Origin of the sequence: Sphingobacterium corticis (genome assembly GCF_042684745.1) — a bacterium.
Classification (GTDB): Bacteria; Bacteroidota; Bacteroidia; order Sphingobacteriales; family Sphingobacteriaceae; genus Sphingobacterium; species Sphingobacterium corticis.
The window spans coordinates 991,130-1,013,976 of the sequence record NZ_JBHUMA010000004.1; the positions used below are offsets into that span (position 1 = coordinate 991,130).

The 22,847-nt window shown below is 39.8% G+C and carries 24 protein-coding genes and 1 tRNA gene; 6 read left to right on the top strand and 19 right to left on the bottom strand.

Going from position 1 to position 22,847, the window contains the following annotated elements:
• Window positions 1-3: 3 nt before the first annotated feature.
• Window positions 4-2,472: a family 20 glycosylhydrolase gene (locus tag ACFSQ3_RS05640; protein WP_380868306.1), complete on the bottom strand. Its 2,469-nt coding sequence runs from the start codon at window positions 2,470-2,472 to the stop codon at window positions 4-6.
• Between the two features lie 115 nt (window positions 2,473-2,587).
• Between ACFSQ3_RS05640 and ACFSQ3_RS05645 the strand changes: the two genes are divergently transcribed.
• Both ACFSQ3_RS05645 and ACFSQ3_RS05650 read left to right on the top strand, forming a co-directional pair.
• A tRNA-Glu gene (locus ACFSQ3_RS05645) sits at window positions 2,588-2,662 on the top strand.
• 256 nt (window positions 2,663-2,918) lie between these two features.
• Window positions 2,919-3,563: a DNA-3-methyladenine glycosylase family protein gene (locus ACFSQ3_RS05650; protein WP_380868307.1), complete on the top strand. Its 645-nt coding sequence runs from the start codon at window positions 2,919-2,921 to the stop codon at window positions 3,561-3,563.
• 502 nt (window positions 3,564-4,065) lie between these two features.
• On the opposite strand, the gene ACFSQ3_RS05655 is transcribed toward ACFSQ3_RS05650, so the two are convergent.
• From ACFSQ3_RS05655 to ACFSQ3_RS05740, 18 genes are all read right to left on the bottom strand, one after another.
• On the bottom strand, window positions 4,066-5,985 hold the full coding sequence (locus ACFSQ3_RS05655; RefSeq protein ID WP_380868309.1) for a histidine kinase: 1,920 nt from the start codon (window positions 5,983-5,985) through the stop codon (window positions 4,066-4,068).
• On the bottom strand, window positions 5,985-6,728 hold the full coding sequence (locus ACFSQ3_RS05660; RefSeq protein WP_380868311.1) for a LytR/AlgR family response regulator transcription factor: 744 nt from the start codon (window positions 6,726-6,728) through the stop codon (window positions 5,985-5,987). The genes ACFSQ3_RS05655 and ACFSQ3_RS05660 overlap by 1 nt, the downstream gene beginning before the upstream one ends.
• Window positions 6,729-6,893: 165 nt before the next feature.
• Window positions 6,894-7,451 (bottom strand): hypothetical protein, encoded by a 558-nt coding sequence (locus ACFSQ3_RS05665; RefSeq protein ID WP_380868313.1) that lies wholly within the window; start codon window positions 7,449-7,451, stop codon window positions 6,894-6,896.
• Window positions 7,452-7,483: 32 nt separating this feature from the next.
• Window positions 7,484-7,762, bottom strand: coding sequence for a hypothetical protein (locus tag ACFSQ3_RS05670; RefSeq protein ID WP_380868315.1), 279 nt, complete (start codon window positions 7,760-7,762; stop codon window positions 7,484-7,486).
• A 29-nt stretch (window positions 7,763-7,791) separates the two neighbouring features.
• Window positions 7,792-8,646, bottom strand: coding sequence for a hypothetical protein (locus ACFSQ3_RS05675; protein WP_380868316.1), 855 nt, complete (start codon window positions 8,644-8,646; stop codon window positions 7,792-7,794).
• A 31-nt stretch (window positions 8,647-8,677) separates the two neighbouring features.
• A complete protein-coding gene (locus ACFSQ3_RS05680; RefSeq protein WP_380868318.1) occupies window positions 8,678-9,004 on the bottom strand; it encodes a hypothetical protein in 327 nt (108 codons plus the stop codon).
• A gap of 18 nt (window positions 9,005-9,022) precedes the next feature.
• The gene (locus ACFSQ3_RS05685) at window positions 9,023-9,241 is read right to left on the bottom strand and encodes a hypothetical protein (protein ID WP_380868320.1); all 219 of its coding nucleotides are present in this window, start codon (window positions 9,239-9,241) and stop codon (window positions 9,023-9,025) included.
• 54 nt (window positions 9,242-9,295) lie between these two features.
• Complete coding sequence (locus ACFSQ3_RS05690; protein ID WP_380868321.1) at window positions 9,296-10,300, bottom strand: SPFH domain-containing protein; 1,005 nt, start codon at window positions 10,298-10,300, stop codon at window positions 9,296-9,298.
• A 2-nt stretch (window positions 10,301-10,302) separates the two neighbouring features.
• Complete coding sequence (locus ACFSQ3_RS05695) at window positions 10,303-11,643, bottom strand: hypothetical protein (RefSeq protein ID WP_380868323.1); 1,341 nt, start codon at window positions 11,641-11,643, stop codon at window positions 10,303-10,305.
• A gap of 103 nt (window positions 11,644-11,746) precedes the next feature.
• Window positions 11,747-12,043: a hypothetical protein gene (locus ACFSQ3_RS05700; RefSeq protein WP_380868325.1), complete on the bottom strand. Its 297-nt coding sequence runs from the start codon at window positions 12,041-12,043 to the stop codon at window positions 11,747-11,749.
• Window positions 12,030-12,644, bottom strand: a complete 615-nt coding sequence (locus ACFSQ3_RS05705; RefSeq protein ID WP_380868327.1) for a CHAP domain-containing protein — start codon at window positions 12,642-12,644, stop codon at window positions 12,030-12,032. The genes ACFSQ3_RS05700 and ACFSQ3_RS05705 overlap by 14 nt, the downstream gene beginning before the upstream one ends.
• A 13-nt stretch (window positions 12,645-12,657) precedes the next feature.
• Window positions 12,658-13,710: a hypothetical protein gene (locus tag ACFSQ3_RS05710; RefSeq protein WP_380868328.1), complete on the bottom strand. Its 1,053-nt coding sequence runs from the start codon at window positions 13,708-13,710 to the stop codon at window positions 12,658-12,660.
• Between the two features lie 41 nt (window positions 13,711-13,751).
• On the bottom strand, window positions 13,752-15,050 hold the full coding sequence (locus ACFSQ3_RS05715; RefSeq protein ID WP_380868330.1) for a tetratricopeptide repeat protein: 1,299 nt from the start codon (window positions 15,048-15,050) through the stop codon (window positions 13,752-13,754).
• Between the two features lie 70 nt (window positions 15,051-15,120).
• On the bottom strand, window positions 15,121-15,516 hold the full coding sequence (locus tag ACFSQ3_RS05720) for a hypothetical protein (protein WP_380868332.1): 396 nt from the start codon (window positions 15,514-15,516) through the stop codon (window positions 15,121-15,123).
• Between the two features lie 30 nt (window positions 15,517-15,546).
• Entirely contained in the window at window positions 15,547-16,635 is a 1,089-nt protein-coding gene (locus ACFSQ3_RS05725; protein WP_380868333.1) for a DKNYY domain-containing protein, read from the bottom strand.
• A gap of 12 nt (window positions 16,636-16,647) precedes the next feature.
• Window positions 16,648-17,250, bottom strand: a complete 603-nt coding sequence (locus tag ACFSQ3_RS05730) for a hypothetical protein (protein ID WP_380868335.1) — start codon at window positions 17,248-17,250, stop codon at window positions 16,648-16,650.
• A 20-nt stretch (window positions 17,251-17,270) separates the two neighbouring features.
• Window positions 17,271-18,173, bottom strand: coding sequence for a hypothetical protein (locus ACFSQ3_RS05735; protein WP_380868337.1), 903 nt, complete (start codon window positions 18,171-18,173; stop codon window positions 17,271-17,273).
• Complete coding sequence (locus ACFSQ3_RS05740; protein WP_380868339.1) at window positions 18,170-19,504, bottom strand: tetratricopeptide repeat protein; 1,335 nt, start codon at window positions 19,502-19,504, stop codon at window positions 18,170-18,172. The genes ACFSQ3_RS05735 and ACFSQ3_RS05740 overlap by 4 nt, the downstream gene beginning before the upstream one ends.
• Before the next feature lie 233 nt (window positions 19,505-19,737).
• Between ACFSQ3_RS05740 and ACFSQ3_RS05745 the strand changes: the two genes are divergently transcribed.
• The 4 genes from ACFSQ3_RS05745 to ACFSQ3_RS05760 all read left to right on the top strand — a co-directional run bounded on the left by ACFSQ3_RS05745 (window position 19,738) and on the right by ACFSQ3_RS05760 (window position 22,729).
• The gene (locus ACFSQ3_RS05745) at window positions 19,738-20,439 is read left to right on the top strand and encodes a hypothetical protein (protein ID WP_380868341.1); all 702 of its coding nucleotides are present in this window, start codon (window positions 19,738-19,740) and stop codon (window positions 20,437-20,439) included.
• Window positions 20,440-20,524: 85 nt separating this feature from the next.
• Window positions 20,525-20,920 carry an ABC transporter permease gene (locus ACFSQ3_RS05750; RefSeq protein WP_380868342.1) on the top strand — a complete coding sequence of 132 codons (396 nt, stop codon included), beginning with the start codon at window positions 20,525-20,527 and terminating at the stop codon, window positions 20,918-20,920.
• Window positions 20,917-21,945, top strand: coding sequence for a hypothetical protein (locus ACFSQ3_RS05755; RefSeq protein WP_380868343.1), 1,029 nt, complete (start codon window positions 20,917-20,919; stop codon window positions 21,943-21,945). The genes ACFSQ3_RS05750 and ACFSQ3_RS05755 overlap by 4 nt, the downstream gene beginning before the upstream one ends.
• 37 nt (window positions 21,946-21,982) lie before the next feature.
• Window positions 21,983-22,729, top strand: coding sequence for a hypothetical protein (locus ACFSQ3_RS05760; RefSeq protein WP_380868345.1), 747 nt, complete (start codon window positions 21,983-21,985; stop codon window positions 22,727-22,729).
• The last annotated feature ends 118 nt before the right edge of the window (window positions 22,730-22,847 follow it).

Sequence of the window (22,847 nt, forward strand, 5' to 3'; positions counted from 1 at the left end):
TCTTTATTTCGCGTAGTTGCTCACACGCCCTGTTCTTCCATCTGAATCAATCGTGTACACTTCGACGCGTTCTCCTGCCTTTAAGTTCAATCCTTCCTTCGGGAAGCCTTTCGCGCTTCCATTTAACTTGTACTGAATGGGGAATCCCGGATATTCCGCATTAGCATGCAATTTGCCATTTTCTTCTTTCAAACCAACCGCCGGAAGGCGATAATGAAAGCCGCCTGCAAAATGCTTCAATTTCGGCAATTCGTGATTACCGACTTTGTTTATAAAAGCGGTGTATGTTTTATCGAAAGCTTTCTTGTCGAATTTTTCTTCGCTTTCCCATTCTCTTTGCGGTGCCCAAGCACGTTCTGCCAAGGCAAAAAATCTAGGGAAGATCATGTAGTCCATCGCTTCCTCGTCCAACACCGTTTCTTGCCAAAGCGCACCTTTTAAACCAACTAAATGTTTGACTCCCTCTGCCGATAATCTTGTTTTATCCTTGAAATAAGATTCTCCCAAAGGTTTTCCACGATCGGTATACAAAATATTGGCAAAATACGTTTCCGGTAGTAATGAATATGCGTGGTATAAATCCGTTTTAGATGCCCATGTTAAGCCGGGCTCTTCGAAATGATTATCCCAAACCATGTCGAAATAGAAGTTGCTGGCACTGATGAATACGGTATTATGTCCGGCATTGGCTAATTTGTAGGCTAGATCTTCCTGTCCGCCACCGATGGTATTATTCCATACATCCAACATAAAGCCTTTATCGGCAAACTTCTCGTTTACCTCCATGCCCTTTCCGCGATTTACCATCCCAACTTCTTCCCATCCGGCCATTGTTAACTGCTTTTCCGCTAAAATCTCGTGTACGCGAGCGATGTAGTACGGCCAAACTTCATGCACGGAAGTCATGCCCTTTTCTTTCATTAATGCTTGAACGAGCGGCGAACCTTCCCAAGAACCATTCGGTAATTCGTCCCCGCCGATGGAAATCACTTTCAGTTCCAATCCAGCTTCCTGATACATCGCTTTAATTTCATCCAATACGTGTGCGATGAAGTGATAAGTGCCGGGCATTGCAGGATTCATTACGTTATCCTGCCAATACTGCGCGGAATAATATTTAGAGCTGTCTGCGAAATCGTTCATTAAGAAACGTTCTGCTTCTTTCTTATTTCCTTCTTTAATCAATCGATGATAGCGCGTTTCCATAGCTTTAACGGCAGCGCGAGCATGGCCGGGAGTTTCGACCTCCGGAACTACAGTTACAAAACGATCCGCAGCGTAACGCAATAATTCCTGAAATTCGGTTTTAGTTAAGTATTGCTTTCCTGTTAAACCAGCTCCCGATCCGTACGAAGGTTGAATGCTGTTTCCGTCTGTATATTGTGGCGTCCTGTTCGCTCCTATCGCAGTTAGCTCAGGCAAAGAAGGAATTTCCAATCGCCAACCTTCGTCATCAATAAAATGTAAATGCAGTTTGTTGAGTTTGTATCGTGCCATTACGTCCACGTAGCGCTTTAGCGTCGATAAATCCTTAAAGTTTCTTGATATATCCAACATCAATCCGCGATAACCGTAGCGAGGAGCATCGTTTACCTCTACAAAAGGAATGGCTATGCTTGCTGTTTGCATGGCGTTCAAATTGCCCGGAATGAGCGATATTAACGATTGCAAACCGTAAAATGCGCCTTGAGCATGACTTGCTTCGATGCGGATGCCTTTTTCATTTACGGATAATTTGTACGCATCATCTGCTAAACCGCTGACTTTTTGAATAGAAAGTTGCGCTTGCTTCTTGTCTTTAACGGGCTTCGCTTTCCAAGATGAAAATTCTTTGTTTAGGCTGGCAAATGAATTGGATAAATCCTTCGTCAACGACGGATCGATGAAATAATTAAAACCGTTTTTAACCACAAATTGTCCGTTATTTCTAGTGATGGATTGTGGCGTTGGCAGTATGAATTGCGTGTCACTTGATCCGTTGAAAAGTGCATTCTTATCGAACAACTTACCCAACATTTCCTTGTTTTTTGCGTCAGATACCTGCGGAACCGTAATCGAAGGATTTTTCAATGCAATTACTTTGTTAGCATCCTGCTTCGATTGCAGGTAGAATCCATTGGGCGCAAACGAGGTGTGCGTAATCGGATGATCGGTCACGTATGTGATTACCAAAGAATCTTTTCCGGCTAATTGAACAGGTTCTTGGAAGCTCACACGATATAGATTACCGTTTTGATCGGTAATTTTGTACTTGCCGTGTACCTGATCTTTTAGATGATAATTGGAATTAAACCATAAATCATATTCCCCAAAGTCGATGGCTTTTCCCCCGTTGTTTTTTACGGTTAGATCAAACTGTTTTCCTGTCGTATCTTGATTGGAAAAGCGCCAATGCAAATGAACGGCTTCCTGAGCTTGTCCGACACCGACCGCTAAAATATATGCGCAAAACGCTAGGCTTATCTTTTTCATTGATGTTATGTTGGTTCTCTAAAAATAGGGTTTTCAAGATGGAGGTGCAATTTTTTAAAAAATATTTTGATGTTTTTAGATATAATTCTATATTTGCACACCGAAACAGAAAAACGGCCCGTTCGTCTAGGGGTTAGGACGCCAGATTTTCATTCTGGAAACAGGGGTTCGATTCCCCTACGGGCTACCAAGAATCGATAAAAGCTTGCAATTTCTTGCAAGCTTTTTTGTTTTAAGCTAATCTTGATGAAAAATATAGATCGTTTAGAAGATGTTTCTATGTTAACTTATTCAAAACCATCTGTTTTCTTCCACAAATACCAAATGGAAGTTTCAGGGAATAGAACTATAGTTGATGTGAATAGATGGTGTTAAAGGTAAAGGGACGGATATTTGTTTACAATTATCGATTTTGAGTCTACACATATCATTCTAAACCAAATTATATGATGAAAATAATGGAATCGCCTATCTCGTTTGAGGGCGAAAATTTCAATACTATCTGCGATCTATTGGCAGAGCGTGATAATAATTTTCGAAATGTCATAACCCGTTATGGATACCCTCCTATATGGAAAAGAGACAATACATTCGAAGCAATCGTTCATATTATATTAGAACAACAAGTTTCGTTAGCTTCCGCTCTTGCACACCTTAATAAATTAAAAGAGCGGGTTGGAGAAATCACACCTTCATCAATATTAGCACTAACCGACGACGAGATGCGTAACAACTTTATCAGTCGACAAAAAGCGAAATATATCCGTGGTGTAGCGCGCGCAATTTTAAATAGGGAGTTAGATTTAAATACTTTGAGTAAGCTGTCGGATGATGAAGTAAGAGGGCAATTGATTAAGTTGAAAGGTATAGGCAACTGGACAATCGATATCTATCTAATGTTAGTATTGCAACGCAGCGATATCTTTCCAATTGGGGATTTAGCTATAGTCACAGCTATCAAAAAATTAAAAAATCTAGGTCAAAATATGTCTAATGAAAATCTTTTGAGAATAGCAGATTCATGGAAACCTTATCGGACAGTTGCGACCATGATCCTTTGGCATTTTTATCTTTCAACTTCAAAGAGTTAACCTGCCGCCAAGAAGTAGGTAAAAGGAAATTACGTCGCTCGAATGCTTATAGGCGATAAGTTTTCGCCATCACAAAACCTGCCAAACCAATAAGGCTGCAACAGCTATCTGAATGAAGGATAAAACTTTGCCGAAACCGGAAAAACTTCTTGCAAATACAATGATAGAGAATACTGATAAAGCGATCAGCAAGATTTCAAATGCTGGGCTCGAAAACGGAATGTATTGCTCGAAAAAGCTGGTGCGTCCTTCGTGGAGATTGTATTTTGTAAAAGCGTAAATCCACAAAAATAGATACGATAAGAGCGATCGAGATATATGCAAAAGCAAATTGGAGCGATTTATTCATCGTGCTATCATCTTAGGTTTTTAGATGTTGAGGTTTAAGTCAACGTTTACAGATGAATTTAAGAAAAATTACATCACTTTTTAGTGTTCTGTTTTGCAAAAAAGTGATTTTTACCTATATATGATATATTTATAGCGTTCCAAACATACATGATCAAAATCCTTCAATCGGAATGCTAAGCAACACCACGGCGCCGCCTTCGGCGGAAGTAATTGATCTCAGTTTCGCTTTCTTGCCAAGAAAGTGAAGACGTTCTCGACTTATCGTGCCGGACAAGGAACGGTGATCCGGCTTTGTACTTTCATTAATTGGTTTTCCGCTGTCGCGGATTTCAACATTTAACATATCGGCTTTTAGGTCGAAAGTAATGGAAATTTTCCCGCTTTCAGATTCCATATCAATGCCATGAAGAATGGCGTTTTCCACAAAAGGCTGAATCAGCATGGGTGGCACCCTGATAGCCGATAAATCCTGCTCATCCGGTGAAATAATTTCGTAAGCGAAAGCTTGTTCAAAACGCATCTGTTGCAAACTCAAGTAATTCTCCAACGTTTCTATTTCTTCATCCAGCGGAACCAAACGTTCCCTACTGAGCTCTAGGCTGCTACGCAGCAGTCGGCTGAAGCGATTTAGGTATTTGATGGCACGTTCTTTCTGATCAAAGCGCACAAAACTTTGCAATGCCGATAAGGTGTTGAAGATAAAATGCGGTTCCATTTGCGTTCGTAACAACTGTTGCTGGAGCACAACTTTTTCTTTTTCCTGTCTAATCCGACGTTGCTTTTGGCTATAGAACAAGAAGAATATCACGAAAGCAAGCAGCCCCAAGGTCAAAAAAGACACAATAAGCCACAATCGGTTTTTTTGCAATTGCAGTACGTTAATCTTAATGTTTTCGTTGAGGGTTTGAATAGAGCGATCCTTCGCCTGAAGCTGGTATAGCGCATTCATTTCCGCCACAGCCTGCGTATTTTGTTTCTGATAAATACTTTCTTCCAGCTGCATCGCATTATTCAACAGCTCGATTGCTTCATCTTTTTGCCCTTTCTTACTGTAAAGTGTTGCCAGCGCTTTTTGGTAATAGATGTCATTTTCGCTCAACAATTTGTTTTGTTGCTCTTTCTTGAGTGCCGAAGCTTTTCGTAGATATCTTTCTGCTGGAGCAATTTGGTTCAGCAACATGTAGGTGGTGGCGATATTACAATAATCCACGTAAAGGTTGTTCATCGCCGTCGAATTATTCATACCAACGAGCAATCCGGCTTCATCCATTCGCGTTTTCAAGAGCTGATAATGCAGTAGCGAGTCGTTTTGATTCGTTTTCTCGAAATAAAACATCTTGGATTCGTACAAATAGGCGGGGTTGTACTTGTCGGGATGCTTTTGATGAAGCGACTCCAACTTCGTTAAATAGGGCGCAATGCTATCTGCTGGTTGTTTCAGCGCACGTAATGTTTGGATCATTTGCACCAAAACACGTTGATGACTGATATGGCCTTCGGGCAATGAATCGCAAATGGGAATTGCGCGACGGATCATGCGCTCCGCGAGCGATAGCTGGAAAGTTCGATTATTGCTTTGTGCGGCCGATAACAGCATCACGGATTTCGCCTCCGGCGACAATTCTACCAAACTATCCGACAGCACAATGGCCGCCGCGCGGTTATAATAGTAACTGGCTTCATGTGCTTTCGCTTGCAAACTCAAAATATTGCCCATTCCATTGTAAACGAGTGCTTTTTCGTCTAAATTTCCTTCTGTAGGCTCGATGAAATCCAATGCTTTCTTCACATGAAAAACAGCAGAATCTTCTCCGCGCATGCCATACAAACGTGCTAATTGATAGTTGACTTTTGTATAAAGCACACTGTCGGATGGCAGGATTGGATTGACGTATAACTGTTGCCAAACTTGTTTCAAGGAATCATGATTTTGTGGATTGATGCCCTCCTTTTCGAGGTTGGCGATTCGTTCGCTCAGTTGCGCTGTTATTTGTAGCGCTGCTCGATGACTATCCTGACAGGAAGCAAAAATGGAAATAAGAAGAGCGAGAGCGTAAAAGATGTTGCGCATTATTTGGCGGGCAAAATTTGTTCGAGAATAAAGTTTTTTCTCCGAAGAGAAATGGGAATTTCTACCTCATTTTTCAATAGCAGGAACTCGGAACGAACTACGCCGGAAATGTGCTGTCGATTGACTAAATAGGATTGATGCGTGCGCAAAAAGTAAGGCTGTGGAAGCAGTTCTTCGAAATATTTCAACGGTTTGGAAGTCAGTTCAACTTTCCTATTTTTCAAATGAAAATGTGTGTAAGGACCGTCGCCCTTGCAATACAGAATATCGCTGACCGGAATTATTCGAATATTATTCACGGCATTCAGGGCGATGCTTTCGGGTAGATTATTATTTCCTGCGGATTGCTGCGCCAGCGTAAGTTGTTGCATCCATTGCGGATTGTTTTCTTTCCGACGGCGATAACGGTCGATCGCTTCTTTCAACTCCGTTTGATCGATTGGTTTCAGCAAATAATCCAGCGCGCCATATTTGATCGCTTTGATCGCAAAATGGTTATAAGCGGTAACGAAAATGATGTTTTGTGGAATGACTGCCAGCTTGTTCAATACGTCGAAAGCTGTGCCGTCGCGTAGCTGAATATCCATCAAAATGATATCCGGCGCCTTTTTTTCTATCAATGTTGCTGCATCACTCACATTGTCGCTCCAGCCGAGCAATTCCACATCGCCTTCCTGTCGTACGAGGTAAGTAATTTCTTTGCGAACGGCAGGCTCGTCTTCAATAATGGCTACTTTGATCATGGATTAGCGATGTTTTGATGATGGCCAAGTTTGCCCAAAACCTGCATTTTGAATCAGCTTGCTTTTCATTGGTTTTGGATTGATGAAATTTTCGTCGGTAATGCTTATTCCAATTTAACATCATTTTCCGAAAAATCCTGCGTCGGAAATAGATATTAATGGTGGTTAGCATGGAAACCACCAGTGCATAAAATACAACTTTCCATCCTTCACGAAAAGACAAATATGTCCGTCGGAAAAGTTTTGGTCATCTTCGCGCAGAATAATCAACTGCAGTATTCCTTCACCGTGTACATCTATGTCATCAATGGCTTTTGTTGCATTGGGAAAAAGCTTCGCTAAATCAGCTGTTGTGGTTGAAGCATCCAGTTTAATGGTGTCGTACAAAATGAAATGACCATTGGAAAATCGGAATTCATCGACCGCTAAACGGTCTTTGCTACGTTCGAAACGCGATCCATCCTTGTACCAATATTCATCGTCCGCATCTTTGCTGCCGTCTTCGTATTCGAAAATATAGTTGCATGGTTGTATGTCCATCAGCAAGGCAGTGCTGTCCGTTTTGCCAAACGTTTTCTCGAATTCTTGAACAGTAAAAAAGCGCGATAACTTGCCATCGAAACGTATTTTGTTAGCATCCATCACCTCAAACTGAGCAAACTCTTGTGCGTTTGAAATCGATATTTGGACAAAAACTAAGAATAGAAGATATAGAAATCTCATGATCAGATATTTAAATAATTGGTAAAACCGTGTTATGAACGCATAAGCAAGATAAGGAAAATAGTAATCCCGACAGCCAAAATTACCAAATTGATAGTAGCAAATCGGTATCGGCTTTTGTAGAGGAAATAAAGGGCTTCGAAGAATAAATATAAACCTTCAAAAAGCAAGATTGCCAGCGCCAAGAAGAGCCACAGCTTAACATCCATTCCATTGTTTCCGCCTCCTTTGTTCGCATGGATATTTTGCAAACCCAAAATTACGAGGCCGATAATCGCAATGAGTAATCGAGGAAATAGATGAGCAATCATAGTTTAGCGAAGAAATGCTGCATGTATTATTAATATGCTACAGCCTGAAATTTATTAAATCCCTCGGTTTGAATAGGCACAGCAATTGGCGTGATAATTCGTTTTTCGTTAGGATTGAAAAGATGCTTGCCGTTGATTTGCCATTGCTTATTTTTTGCTAAAAGGAAATCTAACTTTTGTTTTGCATTGAGGCCACGGAGCGTATAGTACACGATGTGCTCTCCTTCTTTGCCATTATTCTCCCGAAATGTGCCATCAATTTTCACCTTATGTTGTTGCTCGTAGTTTTTAATAAATGCAGCATCTTGTGAAGAAAGCGCATGTTTTTCATCGCGCGGACAGCAGACGGATCCATATTGTTCTCTTCGAAAAACGGTTAACGCAGTTTTTGGTACTTCCGGATTTTTAAAATCGATGGTAGGATGTCCATTACCGGAAATATAATAATCATCGATTTCAACTTTTCCATCGATCCAACGAAAGCGATAATAATAGTTTGATGTAGCAGGTTCCACCGAAATTCCACTTTCGCTCGCGTCCGCGGCTACCTTGTCATAGAATTCCCAATCGGGAATGATCAATATGAACTCATCCAACTCCGGATAGAAGCTTTCGGGATTTTTAAGTAATGTTAACGGAATATGTGCCGATATGAAAAATACTGGCACAACATCTTTCGAAAAAGAAGGGCATTGGTTTACTAAGAAAAACCCATCATTTTCTGCAGTATTCGAACGCTCGATCATCATCACCTCTTTGAATTCGCTAGCCAGCCAATCCGGTCGCGGTCTGTTTTTCAGCGGTGGCTGATAGGCGTTGGAGCTGCAATTTTGGATGATAAATGCGCTCAGAAAGATGGTGCAAAAGAAAACGAGTTTTATCATGTTGATTATTTTTAAAATTGAATAAGCACTTTTAATCCACGAATGGATTTTCCAGTAAGCTGACAATAATGACGTTGAATAAATAAAAATAGGCCAACACAGCATACAAGCCAATCAGAATAAGTACAATAATCGCTGCCAAAATCCATTTATTTTTCTGCTTGATAACCAACATATGAATGCTGAAGTAAGCGATTGAAATCGGTATGCTGATGAGGAAAGCTCGATCTACCACGATGTTGCGAAGCGTGGTAATGCCCAACTTCGCATTTTGACCGAATACATGGATAAACCACCACGAAAATAAAAAGGTGATCACCATAAATACGATTATGCTTAAAAGGAAGGCTTTCTTCATGTTCCTCTTCGAATTTGGTTACCGCTTGCCGACGTTGGGTTGATTCGGATTTTTGCTATTCGCTCCGCTGAAAATCATGGCCAATCCCGTTATAGCCAGCAATAAAATCAATGCTGAAAAAGTCAGTTTCATAACTTGACTATAATCAATCGCGAACCAATCCCAGATGTAGTTCAAGCTTAAAAAGCATACACTCAAAAGCGACAGAATAAAAAGGGCAACAATGGAATATTTCATGTTGTATGATTTAATTTTAATGATGATAAGGGAATGTCCATATCATCGTTGTGGTTATAAATTTTCTAGATATTCTTTCTTCTTCTGATCGAATTCTTCTTGCGTGATGATGTTTTCGTCGAGTAATAACTTCAATTTCTGAAGCTGTTCGATTGGATCGGAAGCTTTCGTTGGCGCCGTTACGTCGTCAATGGATTGGCTGAAAAGATTGCCCATGCTCAGCCCAGCTCCGAGCGCTGCGCCGGCTCCTGCTACGCCGCTTTCGTTTCGCGCTGCATCGCGAAGCGCGCGTAGTTTTTCTAACTGCGCATAGCTCAATCCGCCTTCGGCAGCAGCCATCGCATCCACCGTTACGTCGGCAACGCGACCAATGCGCTCTTCGGTTTCCGCATCAAAGCTGTTGCCTTCCAATCGGAAATCCGTAATGCGCACGCCTAATTTCTCAAACTCCGAAATAAGCTGTCCGCGCATCTCGGCGGTAATCGTATTCAACTGCGTGTCGATTTCCGTATAAGGCAATTTATTCGTGGCCAAATAGGTAATCAGCAACTGCGGAATGCGCGATTGAATAATGTCCCGAAAAGCTTCCGTATTATAACTTTTTGCCGCGCCTACTATTTCGGCAAACAGCTTTTGTGGATTAGCAAGCTGATACGAAAAGTTTCCGAATGCACTCATCTTCACCGGAATTTTGTAGACAGCATCCACGTATTTTATCGGTGATGATGTTCCCCAACTTTGATTCAGCACCTCCGACTTTCGGTAGAAATATAAGCCGACTTTATGTTCGCTTTCGAAAAACTGCATTACTTTCAGCAGAGAAGTGATAAACGGCAGGTTGTCGGTTTTGATGTTGTACGTTCCTTCCTGATCGAGCACGTCGGTCACTTTTCCTTCGTAAACCAAAATACATCCCTGACCGGGCGCCACGATAAGCTTGCTCGCATTTTTGATTTCATCAGTTTTTGCCGGATATTTCCACAACAGCAAATCCGCGTGTTGTGGATTCCATTCGATAACAGTCGAAAGTTGTTTCTTGAAAAAATTTAGTACGGGCATAATTATTTGAGTCTAAAATTATCTAAATCGATTTCTTTGATGAGTGTACCATCTTTATCATTTAATAGCAGGTATTTATAAAAGCGTTCTGACTGTGATCCCGAATAGTGAAATCCTACCATCCCGTTTGCTACCGTTAAATCGTTTATGTTAGATTGGGTAGAACCCGGTTTGTAGGTCCAGATTACGCTACCCGTTTCGGTGTCTATTTTTTGTATTTGCCTAGAATTGTTTGGGTTGGCATTAGGTAACGCGCTTATGTAAAGCCTGTTTTCTTCCTGGTACATAATATCTGGATCAAAGTATGCGCGGCCGGGCGTTAGATCCTTATAAGAACTTATTCGGTGGTCGCTGTACCTGAAAAGCGATTTTTTCTTGGCAAACGGACCTTTGTCATAATCGCTGATGTCGTCCCATTCGGCATTGTAAGGAAGTCGGATCGGGTAGCCCGGTTTTTCTTTGTAAGCGTACTTTATCAGCTGAACGGGCGGTTCATCGGGATAAGAACTACTCTTTCTTGAAAAAATGTAATAATTTTTGTCTTTAGCTCCAGCAGGGAGCGTATGCAATTGTTCAGCATCCTCAAAGAACTTTTTGTCATCTGCATAAATGAGGTCAGCGATTGGGTAGTAGGAGAAATCTTTGCCGTCGTTGGTCATGATTTTAAATCCATCACCATATATGTCATTTGCAAATTTTACAGTAGCTACGCCTGATGACAGTTCAGGCTTTGAAGAAAATAAATCGCCCGAAATTTCTACCATTTGATTTTGCAGCGTATCCAATTTGTATACTTGATTCATTTTGTCTGCAATGAAGTAAACAACACCGTCTGAAAACTTTCGGAGGTACAAGGTTGGATTATCACCCCATTGTGCAGGAGCCTTTTGTGTATTTATCGTGCGTTCGGCTATGGGATCATAGAATAGGAAAAGGTATTCCGACTTCCTGTTACCTTGACCAACATAACGTCTATCAACGGTTAACAAAATTTTGGGAGATCCGTCCGATCCGTTGTATAAGATTTGTTCTCTAGCGTATTGGCTATAGTTATCTTCTTTTGGCTGAGGACGAACAGTAGAATTAGATAGAAATTCGGAAAACCCGAAGAAGATAAGGATAAGAACTGCCCCAATACCCACACCAATAGTTGTAGGGGTCAATTCTTTAGTGTTTCCCCAACTGGTACGTTTATGGTGATGGTTAATGTTGACATTAATGTCGTCATTGTCCAAAAAATACTCCGTATCGCAATGGTTGCAGATATAATGATCTTCCTTAATGGATTGCTTTTTCACACTTCCACATTGCGGGCATTTTAAAGCGGTAACTCGTTTGGCCATCCTTATAAATTGTTGTTAAAAATTTAAGAATGACTAATTATAATGCAATCTATCCAAGTAATGGCAAAGCAATTACAATCCGCAAAAGGAGGTTTTAAATTCGCTAATTTTTACAAGTTTTTGGTTTTGATCGATCTTTTTTGGTCAATAAGATTTGAAAAGAAACGAATAGCACGAGCAACATAACAATACCAATATTAAACAATTGATAAAACCCAAAAATCATATCGGTAGATTCGCCATGGCAGGTTGTGTAGCTTCCCCAAAATGTGCTAACCATTTCTCCTTCGAAAGCATTTCTGCAGGCAAAATACGGAGGCATAATCAGGGTAATTTGCACAACAATTAAGCATAACAAAGCTCCGAAAATGCAGTTTCTAGCTATTTTAACTTTGTTCATCTAGCATTACTTTACTTTTCATCCGAAGCCAACCTAAAACGCGCTCGTTTTCGATCAGCCATTTTTCACCATCCTTTTTGAGTGGATAGCGTTCTCGGGAAGAAGCGAACGGACCGGGGTTTTGCTGAATGATTTCAATGTGATCCGCACCTACAAACGACACGATAGCTACATGGCCGTAGCGATTCCAAAGCGTTGGTGTATATATCAGTAAATCGCCTTGCTGTGGGATTTCTGAGCTCGGGTTGGTAAATTGCAGGAGATCACGTTTTTCATTCCATGCGCCATCTGCCAGTTTGCTGTCGAAAAAATCTTTCGCATTGCCATAGCTATCGGGCATTTTATGATCGTAGTATTCATAATAATAGCGCTTCACGAATTCAACACATTGATACGTGATGCCAATATTGTATCCATCTGCCGCGGTATTTCTTTCTCCGGAATGACTTACACCGCCATTATAGTAAACATAAACACCGTTTAAACTATCAATTCGATCACCAACCTGAAGTTCACGGTTGAGATTGACGTTCTTCACGGTGTATATTCCAATAGCAAATAGGACGATGATGACGGCTAGATAAGTGAAAGCTTTTTTCATGATAAATTACTTTTTATGGTAATCTTTTCCGCAGCCAAAAAGATAAAAGCACAGCATAGATTAATACCGAAAATGGATAAAGGAAAATGTATAACAATAATACATAACCGTGCCGCGAATGATATCCCAATACCCAATCTACGAAATCAAAATAAAACATCGAAAGCGAGAAAGCAAGTGCAGGAAGTAGAATTATTCCCAACCAATAAATCCAATTGCGATATTTCGGCATTGACTTAAAAAAGCGCCAGTGGAGAAGAACCAATGCGATGAAAGTCAAAATTCCGATCCCGGCAGGATCTATAAACAATAGCACCTTACTAAACCAGCTCGTCTTGTGATTGATGACGATATCAATATCCTTATCCGTAGAATCTAAACGCCATTTTGCAATGCCATTTTCCATGTTCGCTTTTCCGAGATTCGATCTTGTAATTTCTGCTAATTCGTTCAAGTGCAAGTTCACTTGTATCGGTCCAAAGGATTTCCAAAACTGAGATGGATATAAGGAATACTTTAAGGTGTAATTCCTGAGGAAACCGTATGTGTCGAAGCCAAAGTGAGCGCGATATGCTACGTAGATATCATTTTCCCCGGTATTTAGCGGAGCGGTAAAATAGATCAGATCGTCTAAATCAACGGGCACATATTCATTCTCCGCGTAAGAAACGCTGTAAGTTAGTGTTTTTCCATTTTCCTTCGTTTCAGATATAAACGGAAATTGCTTGACATTTTTCGAGTGAAGCGGTTGATCGGAAACGCTTCTTCCGTTAACGCTTATTTTTGGGTAATCTTGGATTTGAAACGCTAAAAATAACAAGGGCAAATCCGCTTTATTAGGTGAATAAATCTTGTAGTGGATTTTGAAAATGGCATAAAGATTTTGATAAAGGGAATCTTTATGAATTTCAATATCGATGATTTCATGGACAACGGAATACGCCTTGTTACCATACATTGCCGCGTTCAAGTCGCCGTCAAAATAAGGCTGCGCCATATTGGCTCTAACACCAACCGGGACTGTCGCTAATAACAAAAGCAGTATGTAAATTGCCCAATTTTTCATGCTAGATGTCGGTTAAATCGCTTAAATATAAAGCTAAATGACTACTCATACTCAATAGCTAGCATTCGTATGAGTTGATTTTGGGACTCTTCATTTGGAACACGCCTGATAAAACGGAGCATTAATGGAGTTGCGTCATTATTTTCCAGATACGTTGGATAGCTTCGTTTGAAAATACGAACCATGTTGTCTAGAAGATTGGGAATCTCCTGCATAGATTCGGATTTTTCATCAGAATTGGTTTCTCCAGTTTTTAATAGCAGGTCGAAAGATTGCAATAATGCTTTCAAATCTTCATTTTCTAAGTCTTTTTTCAGATTGTCTTTATTGATCGTGTACAGCTGTAGTGACGATAGAAATTGTATCTGTTTAATGTCAACTGGAGATTCTTCCGCATTCCTTGCTAGATACTCACTGGCTAGCTGATTTGCTTTTTGATAGTTTTTTATCGAATAAAATGTCGCTAAGATCTCTTGTTTTTGCGAGGGTTTCGTAATAACGGCATGGAATAATTTTTCGCAGGCGCTAGCATTCATCCCGTACATGTCGCAAATATTTTCGATGCCCAAAAAGGCGGCGATCATATCGTCTTCTGTATTTGAGTTTCTTTTTAACAAGCTTACAATTTCGTTGATAATCTCATCCTGATCGCCTTCTTCAATCGTTTCTCCGAGGAGGCTTAGACTGCTGTATAAATAGTAATTTTCTTGATCTTTCAGATTAATCCTTACACTAAGTTCGTCTTCCGCATCGTAGTTTTCGAGAAATGTTCTGTAATGGTACATAGCTCGCTTGTATTGCTTTTTGCTGTAATAGCACTTTCCGTAGAGCGAATGAAACGCATTATTTAGCGGAGCGTTCTCCGCGTCATTCATTAGCTTAAGGCATTCGTCATAGCGGCTAATGTTTTGTGCCATGGAAGCGGCGTTCCACAATTGCGTTTTATCCAATTGATACGCTTTCATGGCATACTCATAAGCTTCCTCATCCTGATTTAGATTGGAGTATGCCGCGCAGAGATTGGTATAATATGATGCCATGGTTTCCGAATCATTTACGTCGCCATATAATACCGCTAATCGAAATTTTTCCTTGCATTTCTCAAATGAATCGAGGTAGAAGTAACACAATCCACATTGATTGAGTAGATAAGCGTTATTGTGATCCATTTTTAAAAGCTCTTCATATCGTTTTGCAGCTTCCTCAAAATTTCCATTATCTAAATACGCTGAAGCTACTTCCTCTTTTTCGTCGATAGATTCTTGAGCTTGAAGAGAAAATCCAATGAACATTGTACAAAGCATCCAAAAGTATCGCATCGGTTCAAATCTAATTTTCATGATATTTTTAATTGTAATGAAGCCATTCCTTTATGGTATGGTTATTCGCCTGCATTCATTCCAGATCTACCTAATTGGTTTGAAAAATCAGGTAATTACCGTTCTTTTCGAAAAACTCAATAATAAAAAGGCTTTCGTTAAAGTAATTCATCTCAAAATCATTGTCGCCATGCAGTTCGTAGCGTTTCTTTGCTTTCGAAAATTTGACTAAATCAATATCGTTTCCTGCGAAATCCTTTCGATCAAATCGCTCCATCAAATCCAACAATTCTTCGCTGATAAAATCGTGCTGATTTTCGTGGATGTAGAAATTGTAATCGCCATAGCGCAGCGTAATTTTATCGGCGGTTATTAAAAACCCGTTGGGGATTGATTTCTTGCTGGCGAAATGATTCTTCAAATCTGCTAAAAGATCCGTTAGTGATTTTTCGGATTTTGGATCTGGATAAATAAGGTAGTTATACATATGTATTGATGATGAGAATGCTAAAATAAGTTAAGGAACAGTAACGAGAGAAGGCTTCTTATCTGCAATTTTATAACGATATTTCCGTCCAGTTCCATCAATGAAATCGTATTTCGGGCTTTCTATTTCGGCAATTTTTTTAAACGAAGCGGCATCAATTCCTTCAGCGATGCGGTCTTCGATGTAAACATGGTTTGCATCTTTTGCGATAGCGTAATGCAATACTTCAAACGTGGCCGGATCGGCGTTCGGCAATTGTTTTTCATTGTAGAAAACGTGAGAAGCATCTTTTGCCCAAAAACTGTAATTGGAATTTTTTGTCAGCACCTCAAAACTTATTGGATCGACATTGCTCGCCGCAAAAGACTTTCCTTTGTAAATAATTTTATGATCAATGCGTAGCGTAAATTTATCCAACAACTCCACATCATTTGTAGTGACAACATCCCATTCACGTAAACCAATTTCCTGATAACGATCATAATAAAGCAGTTTGCTGCGATCCAAAAGCAAATAGTGTGCTCCGAGTAATTCGACTTTTTCGAATCGGTAATTCAATGGAATCAGCGATTTGCTTGCAATAGCATAAACCTTGTTTTTGTCTTCCGCGAAATAAGTGCTCAGCAAGACAAACGACGGGTAATCGACGTCCACAATGGTGTGATGATAGAAAAAATGCGCGTTATCTCTCGCCCAAAATTCCTTTACATCATCTATTTTCTCATAACTATTCGGGTCAGCATTTGGAACGATTTGCAGTTGCTGTTCTGCGCAATTGGCACTGACCGAAACCGAGTTCTTTCCAAAATAAACATGGTTTTTATCCATCGGGATATTATTTCTTAACCGAAATGTTTCTAAATCCACCATCGTTTGTGGGCAGCCTTCATAAAAAAGAGTGGATTTGTCGCGTGCAAATAGGTTTTTGATCACAGAAAACGTTTCTGGATCGGCATCCACTTTTCGCTGACCGCGTTCGAAGCTATTTCCTTCGGGAATAAAATAAATTTCTCCGCTTTTCGAATAATAGTGCTCCGAGGAATCGCTGATTTGTTTTTTACAAGCAAATAGGCCAAATAGCATAAAAATCGTTATCAATATTTTGAAAATCGAACCCATATTTATTGTCATTTACGCTTCTTCGTAAATTGCAATTCGCGTGTTGACTAATCGAATATGCTGTTTAAGAAACTCCACTTCTTCTGGATATATGGAAGCAAAACTCATTTTCGTTGTTCGGCTGTTGCTTTCTAGAATTTGTACATCGCATTTTTTGCCGAAACGTCCCATATCCATTCTCCGAATCGATATGCTTTCGATGGATTTCGGAAGGATCGTTACGCGCTTTAAGTTGTTAAAAACAAGTAGTCCTTTTTGGGAAAATAGATATTGTGGCAAAGTCGAAAACATGCGCGGAACGCTATTGCAATAATCCTGATATAGCATGGCGTATTCTTCTTTTAAGTCGTTCATTTCAAATAGAATAAAGCGAAATCGGCGATTAATAATCCATATTAAAGGAGCAAATAACAGCGCAAGCGCAAGCTGTATGTATAAAATGGACGGAAGGCTGTGCGAGAGGAAGCCGAGAAGTAAATTACGATCCTGATACGCGTCGTACATGGAATAAATAAAGAATCCGAGCAATCCAAAATTGATGAGTAGCAATATGCTTAAAACGATTTTTCTAAGCGTTCTAAGGTTTTGAATTTCTATGTTAATAAAGTGCTTCACGACGTTGTTTTTGGATACTGTTATTCTTGGAAATACGTTTTAAATTTCTGCGCTTGCATATCATAAAGGATCGCTAATACCACATCTTCAGCGGTTGCAATAATGCCCTCTCGCGGTGCAGGAACGAATTCACTCGTGTTCATGTAGATTTTCGCATTTTTCTTGAAAGATCGGACACGCATTTTATCAGCGTAATTTTCAGCGAACGCGATATATGGTTGCTGCGTGACCTTATTTATGCATAGGATAAGCAGTCGGCTAATCTGCTTTTCGTTGTTATCAATAATCACAGCCACATCTTCCAGTCCATCTTCGTCGAAATCACCAAACGCGACGGCCGATTTTGCTCGTGCTTCATTTTGCGTTAAGCTGTATGTATTTCCATCGCTATAGTTGTCGTCTAAAAGTATTTTTTTAACGCCAGATGAAAGCGTTGCAAATGGCGCTAGAGAAAAATTGGTTTTGTATTTTTCGAAACGATATTCTTCGATCAGTAAATCCGCATTCAATCTTATCAAGGAGTTGCTGCCTTGATTGCGAGCTGCTCCCATGAGCACGGCTTTGTGGGATTCATCCGACTGGTTGTCATCCACCCAAACCTTGTCGCCGAATCGTAAATTTCGCGCCGTCAAATCATCGGAATGGCCGATGATGCGGTAAGCTACCCACGGGCCGTTGTCCCCATCGTAATCAATCGGCAGCGTCGAGGGAATTGATAAGGAATCTTCCGGTGGCAAACTGTCTTTTTTGCTTTGCATCGGTAAGTTTTTAGTGGAATCCGGCAACACGGCGAAAGGTGTTGGCTCTGATTTTGGCTTCTGATATCGGTAAACGCCGAACGCTGCTACTGTGAGAATGACGATTGCTACGATGATGTATAAGAATGATTTCGAACCGTTATTATCTTCTGTTTCTTTTCTCATGATTGTGGTTTTACTTCATTGTTGATTTCCAAATCCAGCATATCGATTACCTGATTTCTGATGCTATCAATGGGGATTCTTTCCATGAATTTTCTATATAAATGTGCAACATTCCGTTGCTCTGCAATACTTTCAAAATTTTTCTGGAAAGCTTCATTCACGCCGAATAACAAATCTTCAATTCCCGGAATACTTCCGAATTGTTCATCGGTATATGTGGTGTTGGAGTCGAAGAAATTGTCGAAGTCGGCCAGTAATTCGTTTGTCTTTTTAGCATCCTCTGCATTGCCACGTTTTTTGTAATCTGCTAAATAGATGTGCAACGCGGAAAGAAATTGAACTTGCTGGATTTCGCTCTGCAGCTCACCCAAATCCTCCTTTAAAAACTCCGTGCTCCATTGATGCGCTTTTTCGTATTGATGCAGCGCGTAGAAGTTAAATCGAAGTTCGTCGTAGATATTTGGATCATTCACCCAAGCGCGGAAAACTTTTTCGCAGCTGGCACAGTGGAGTTTAAATCTTTTGCAATAGTTGTTTTCCGATGTAAAGCCATTAAGCAAATCCTGGCGAAACATGATTGAAGGATGAGCCTTTTTTATGCGCAACACCTGATCTATAATCTGATTTTGCTTTTGTTCATCGTCAGTCGCGGCAATAAGTAGCAGCGAAGCATTCCAAAAATTGTTTCGCTCATCTTTGATAATGAGCGGGACGTAATCGTCGTTTTGGTCGTAGTGATCGAAGAAAGTAACGTAATATTGATAAGCTAACTCGAAGTTTTGTTTGCCATAATACGATCGCGCATATAATGTTTGAAACGCATTGTTCAGCGATCCGGTTTCGGCATCATTCATCAACTTTAAACAATCATCATATCGGCTTAGGTTTTGTGCCATGGATGCCGCGTTCCACAATCGGTTTTGTGATGATTTGTCCATGTAATAAGCTTTTACGGCATTCTCAAAAGCTTTTTCATCATCGTTTAAATGGGAATAAGCGGCCGAAAGATTGGAATAGTATAAGGCCATTTTCGATTTGTCATTCACATCGCCGTACAAAGTGGCCAAACGCAACTTTTCTCTCGCTTGCTCGTATTTCTTTTGATGGTAATAGCTCAATCCACATTGCGATAGCAGATATGTGTTTTTGTAATCTTTTTCCAAAAGCTCTTCATAAAGCTCTGCCGCTTTATCGTATTCTTTATCCGTGTAAGCGAGCAATGCTAATCGCGTTTTCTCTTCCGTTTCGCTTTCTTGCGCTAGCGCGCAAAACGAACAGATTAAAACGCACACGGCGCATAACAACCTACGGACAAAAAACAAATGACTCATTTTAATTGCTTTAATCTGAGCTCAATGTACGCGAAGCGATGGTAAAATCTGTCGATCGTTTATGATTCGCAATTATGCATTTACAATTTGAATGCTTTTCATGTTTATTAACTGATGACTGCACATAATTTTATAGCGAATTGTAAACGGATTGGAATGAATTGTAAACCAGTATTACGTCTAATGAAAGCGTGTATTATCTTCAAGAAGATTTGTTAAATGAACTTTGCAATATGATTCGAAAAATATCTTCCTTAAATCTAATTATACTCATGTTGAGTTTGGGAGTCTTTTTGTCTATAGATACTGTTGTCGATCTTTTTTACCGGTATTACTTCGAAACCAGATTTTTGGCCGAGAATCCCAATGCGCAATTCGAACTTTTGATTGGCGATGAGCGTCTGCAATTCGATAAGCATTTTTTGAGGATAATTTGGGGAGTGATCATATCAATGGGATTGGTACTTGCTTATCAAGATTTCCGTCTATGGAAACTATCTAGAAGTGATGCAAGTTCAAGGCAAGAATTGTTTAGTGTCTTTTTCTTTAGGACTATTGCGTATCTATTCATGTTTGTTGCCATGCCTATGAGCCTTCTGGTTTTTGATAAATCTTACGCGGAAACCATATCGTTTGTAGATAAATTGATCTTAGCGTCATTTGTAGGAATCATGATTAACTCGATGGCATTAATTCCCTATCTAGCTCAAAAGAATATTGAGAAATTTTTCTCGGGTAAAGATGTGTTGCTTTTTAATGCTGGTACATTGGTCGTGCTAACTATTTTGTTGGCGCTCGGTGTGAATCAATATATGGCTCCGGCTGTTTCTGCGTTGCTGATAGGCATGCCTTTTTTCAAAAAGGTGCTAGATTCTTGGAAGATGTTGGAGGAGTTTTTTCAAATAAAAGGGAAAACTATTTTTGAAATGTTTTAAGGGTCAAATGATCCAAATAGGAAGTCTGTTTAGTCAAATGGAACAACACTAATGAATTAATCGACCTATGCGAACGCGAAATATAATGCTTGTGATCTGCTGTGTTTCTCTACAAATCCTGATTGGAGGAGTAGCGCTGTTGGCTATGTTCAAAGTTTCTGTTTTTTACGTTTTGCTAACATGCATTTGCGTGATGTTACTTTATGCCATTTGCACGTACCAATTCCGAAAGAAAGACCGGAAAATTAAAACGGTGCGCGTTGTTGGTTTGTCAGTTGCGTTAAGCCTTCTGTCGATGATGATTGCCTGTGTTTTCACCGCAATCGATCTCCGACAATCAGCAGATAACATCTTGATTGCTGGATTGAAAGGCATTGTGCCGCTGTTTTTCTTCGCCATTTTCTTTGCCGCGCCATTCTGGATGGCATTCGCTGTCATAAATTTTATTGGTTTATACTTTGTTAATAAAGATTTGAAATGAGAAAAATCTCCGTCATGTTATCCATCCTAATTACTGTTCTTTCGCTTCCATCTTGCGGTCAAGATGCAGAAACGTATTGGAAAATAGAACGAATTCATCGAGAAGATGATCAGCCGTTTATCGGAATGACCGGCGCGTTGATGCAGGATCTTTTTGATCGTAATTTTCACTTCGTGAAACATAACGATAGCCTACATTTTGAAATACCTGAAAAGTTCAGCTTGAACGTAAAAGACTTCAAAAGTTTGCGTCAACTTCAGGTTGAAGATCGAGATTATTATGAGATGTATGAGGCTGTTTTTGATGGCGATAACTTTTTGATCAAGTTTGTAGATAACGCAACGAATTCTTCTTCAAAAAATACCATTATGGAGTTTAAGCGAGTTGGAAAAGAAGAATACCAAAAGGACGTTGCAGATGAACTGGAATATCAAAAGCAGGTTGCGCAAAAGATAAGTGCTTTTAAAAATGAACTTGCTAAAAACTTACCTATAACACTAAATTCAGCTGAAAAGTTGCCGACAAAAAAAGCGATTATTTATGACGACAAATTCGATTATGATATCGAATTGCAAATTCCGGAAGAAATAGATTTATGGGAAACGGGGGATCTTAAAAATGAGGTGTTCGGAAGTATAAAGATCGGCTCAATAAAAGATAATTCTCGTGTTTACGATGTAGAACATGCTCAGGATTATGGATTGAAACAGTTAACGATTTGGGTATCCAGTGATTCTTCTGCATTCGATTTGGAAAAATATATCGCGGATGCTAGCGATATGGTGCTCATAAAGCAAGAAGATGATAGAATAGTTGGATATAGAGTGAGCTATGATTTTGAAGCAGATAAACCCATTCTCGGGTCGATGTTCACTTTGAAATATTGTAAATACAAGAACTCACATTTGTTTATATATGGGGATGTCACTTCGTCGGATACGCAGGATGCATCCAATTTCGAGGAAATGAATAAAATTTTAAATTTCAATTATTCCTTGTCGGAGAACATTATATTGGTGGATTAGCACGTTGATTTAGGTTGTTCGTTTTTTATAATTTAAGATGAAAATTTATTACATCATTTCATTATTTGCCAGCGTCTTAATTGCACAGGCATGTGCCAACAATGCTCCGAAAGCGGTTGAAGGCAAATCAGTAGCACTGGATACCGCGACATTTGCTGAGGAATCAAAAGCAACAAAACCTGCAGTTCGAAAAACTACCAACTTTATCGATACATTCGAATTTGAGGCTTATAATGATCAAGGCGATTACATGTTGTTGTACACGAAAGCAGGGAAAGAGCCATCCGTTTTTATCAATGATAAAAATGAAGATCGTAGTCTGTTACGAGGAGATGTTTGTGAAATAATTTGGACGAAGGATACCATTTATATTGCCGGCGATGGCGACACGCCGGAGATAGCGGATTGGTTGCTGAAAATCAAAAAAGTTAAAGACGGCGCCGCATCCGGTTTCAGGAAGAAATATGGTAAATCCTTAAAATATCACTACACCAATGAAGGTTATTCGCAGGAATACCTCGATCATTTGTACTTATCGGCTGAATATTATATTGCCAATTCGAAAAATAAGCTTATTGTATCGGCATTAAAAAGTAGTGAGCAAATAGAATATTCTATTGAAGAACGCGAAGAAAATGGCCGGCATTACGATGTGCTCGGAATCGGTCGTACATCTATGGAAAGACATTTTTCAATCATGCAGTGGATTTATATTGATGTAGAAAACCATAAAATTTTCGAGTACGATTTGGGGAATGAGGAGCTGGTGGAGTTTAAGAATTAAAGCGATATAGTTTGTCACTTAAAATTGGTGAGTAATTCGGAAGCTAATCGTCGTACTTTTCAAAAAATGATATTTTGAAAATTCCCAGCATTGTCGTATTATTGGTAGGCTGACCGAA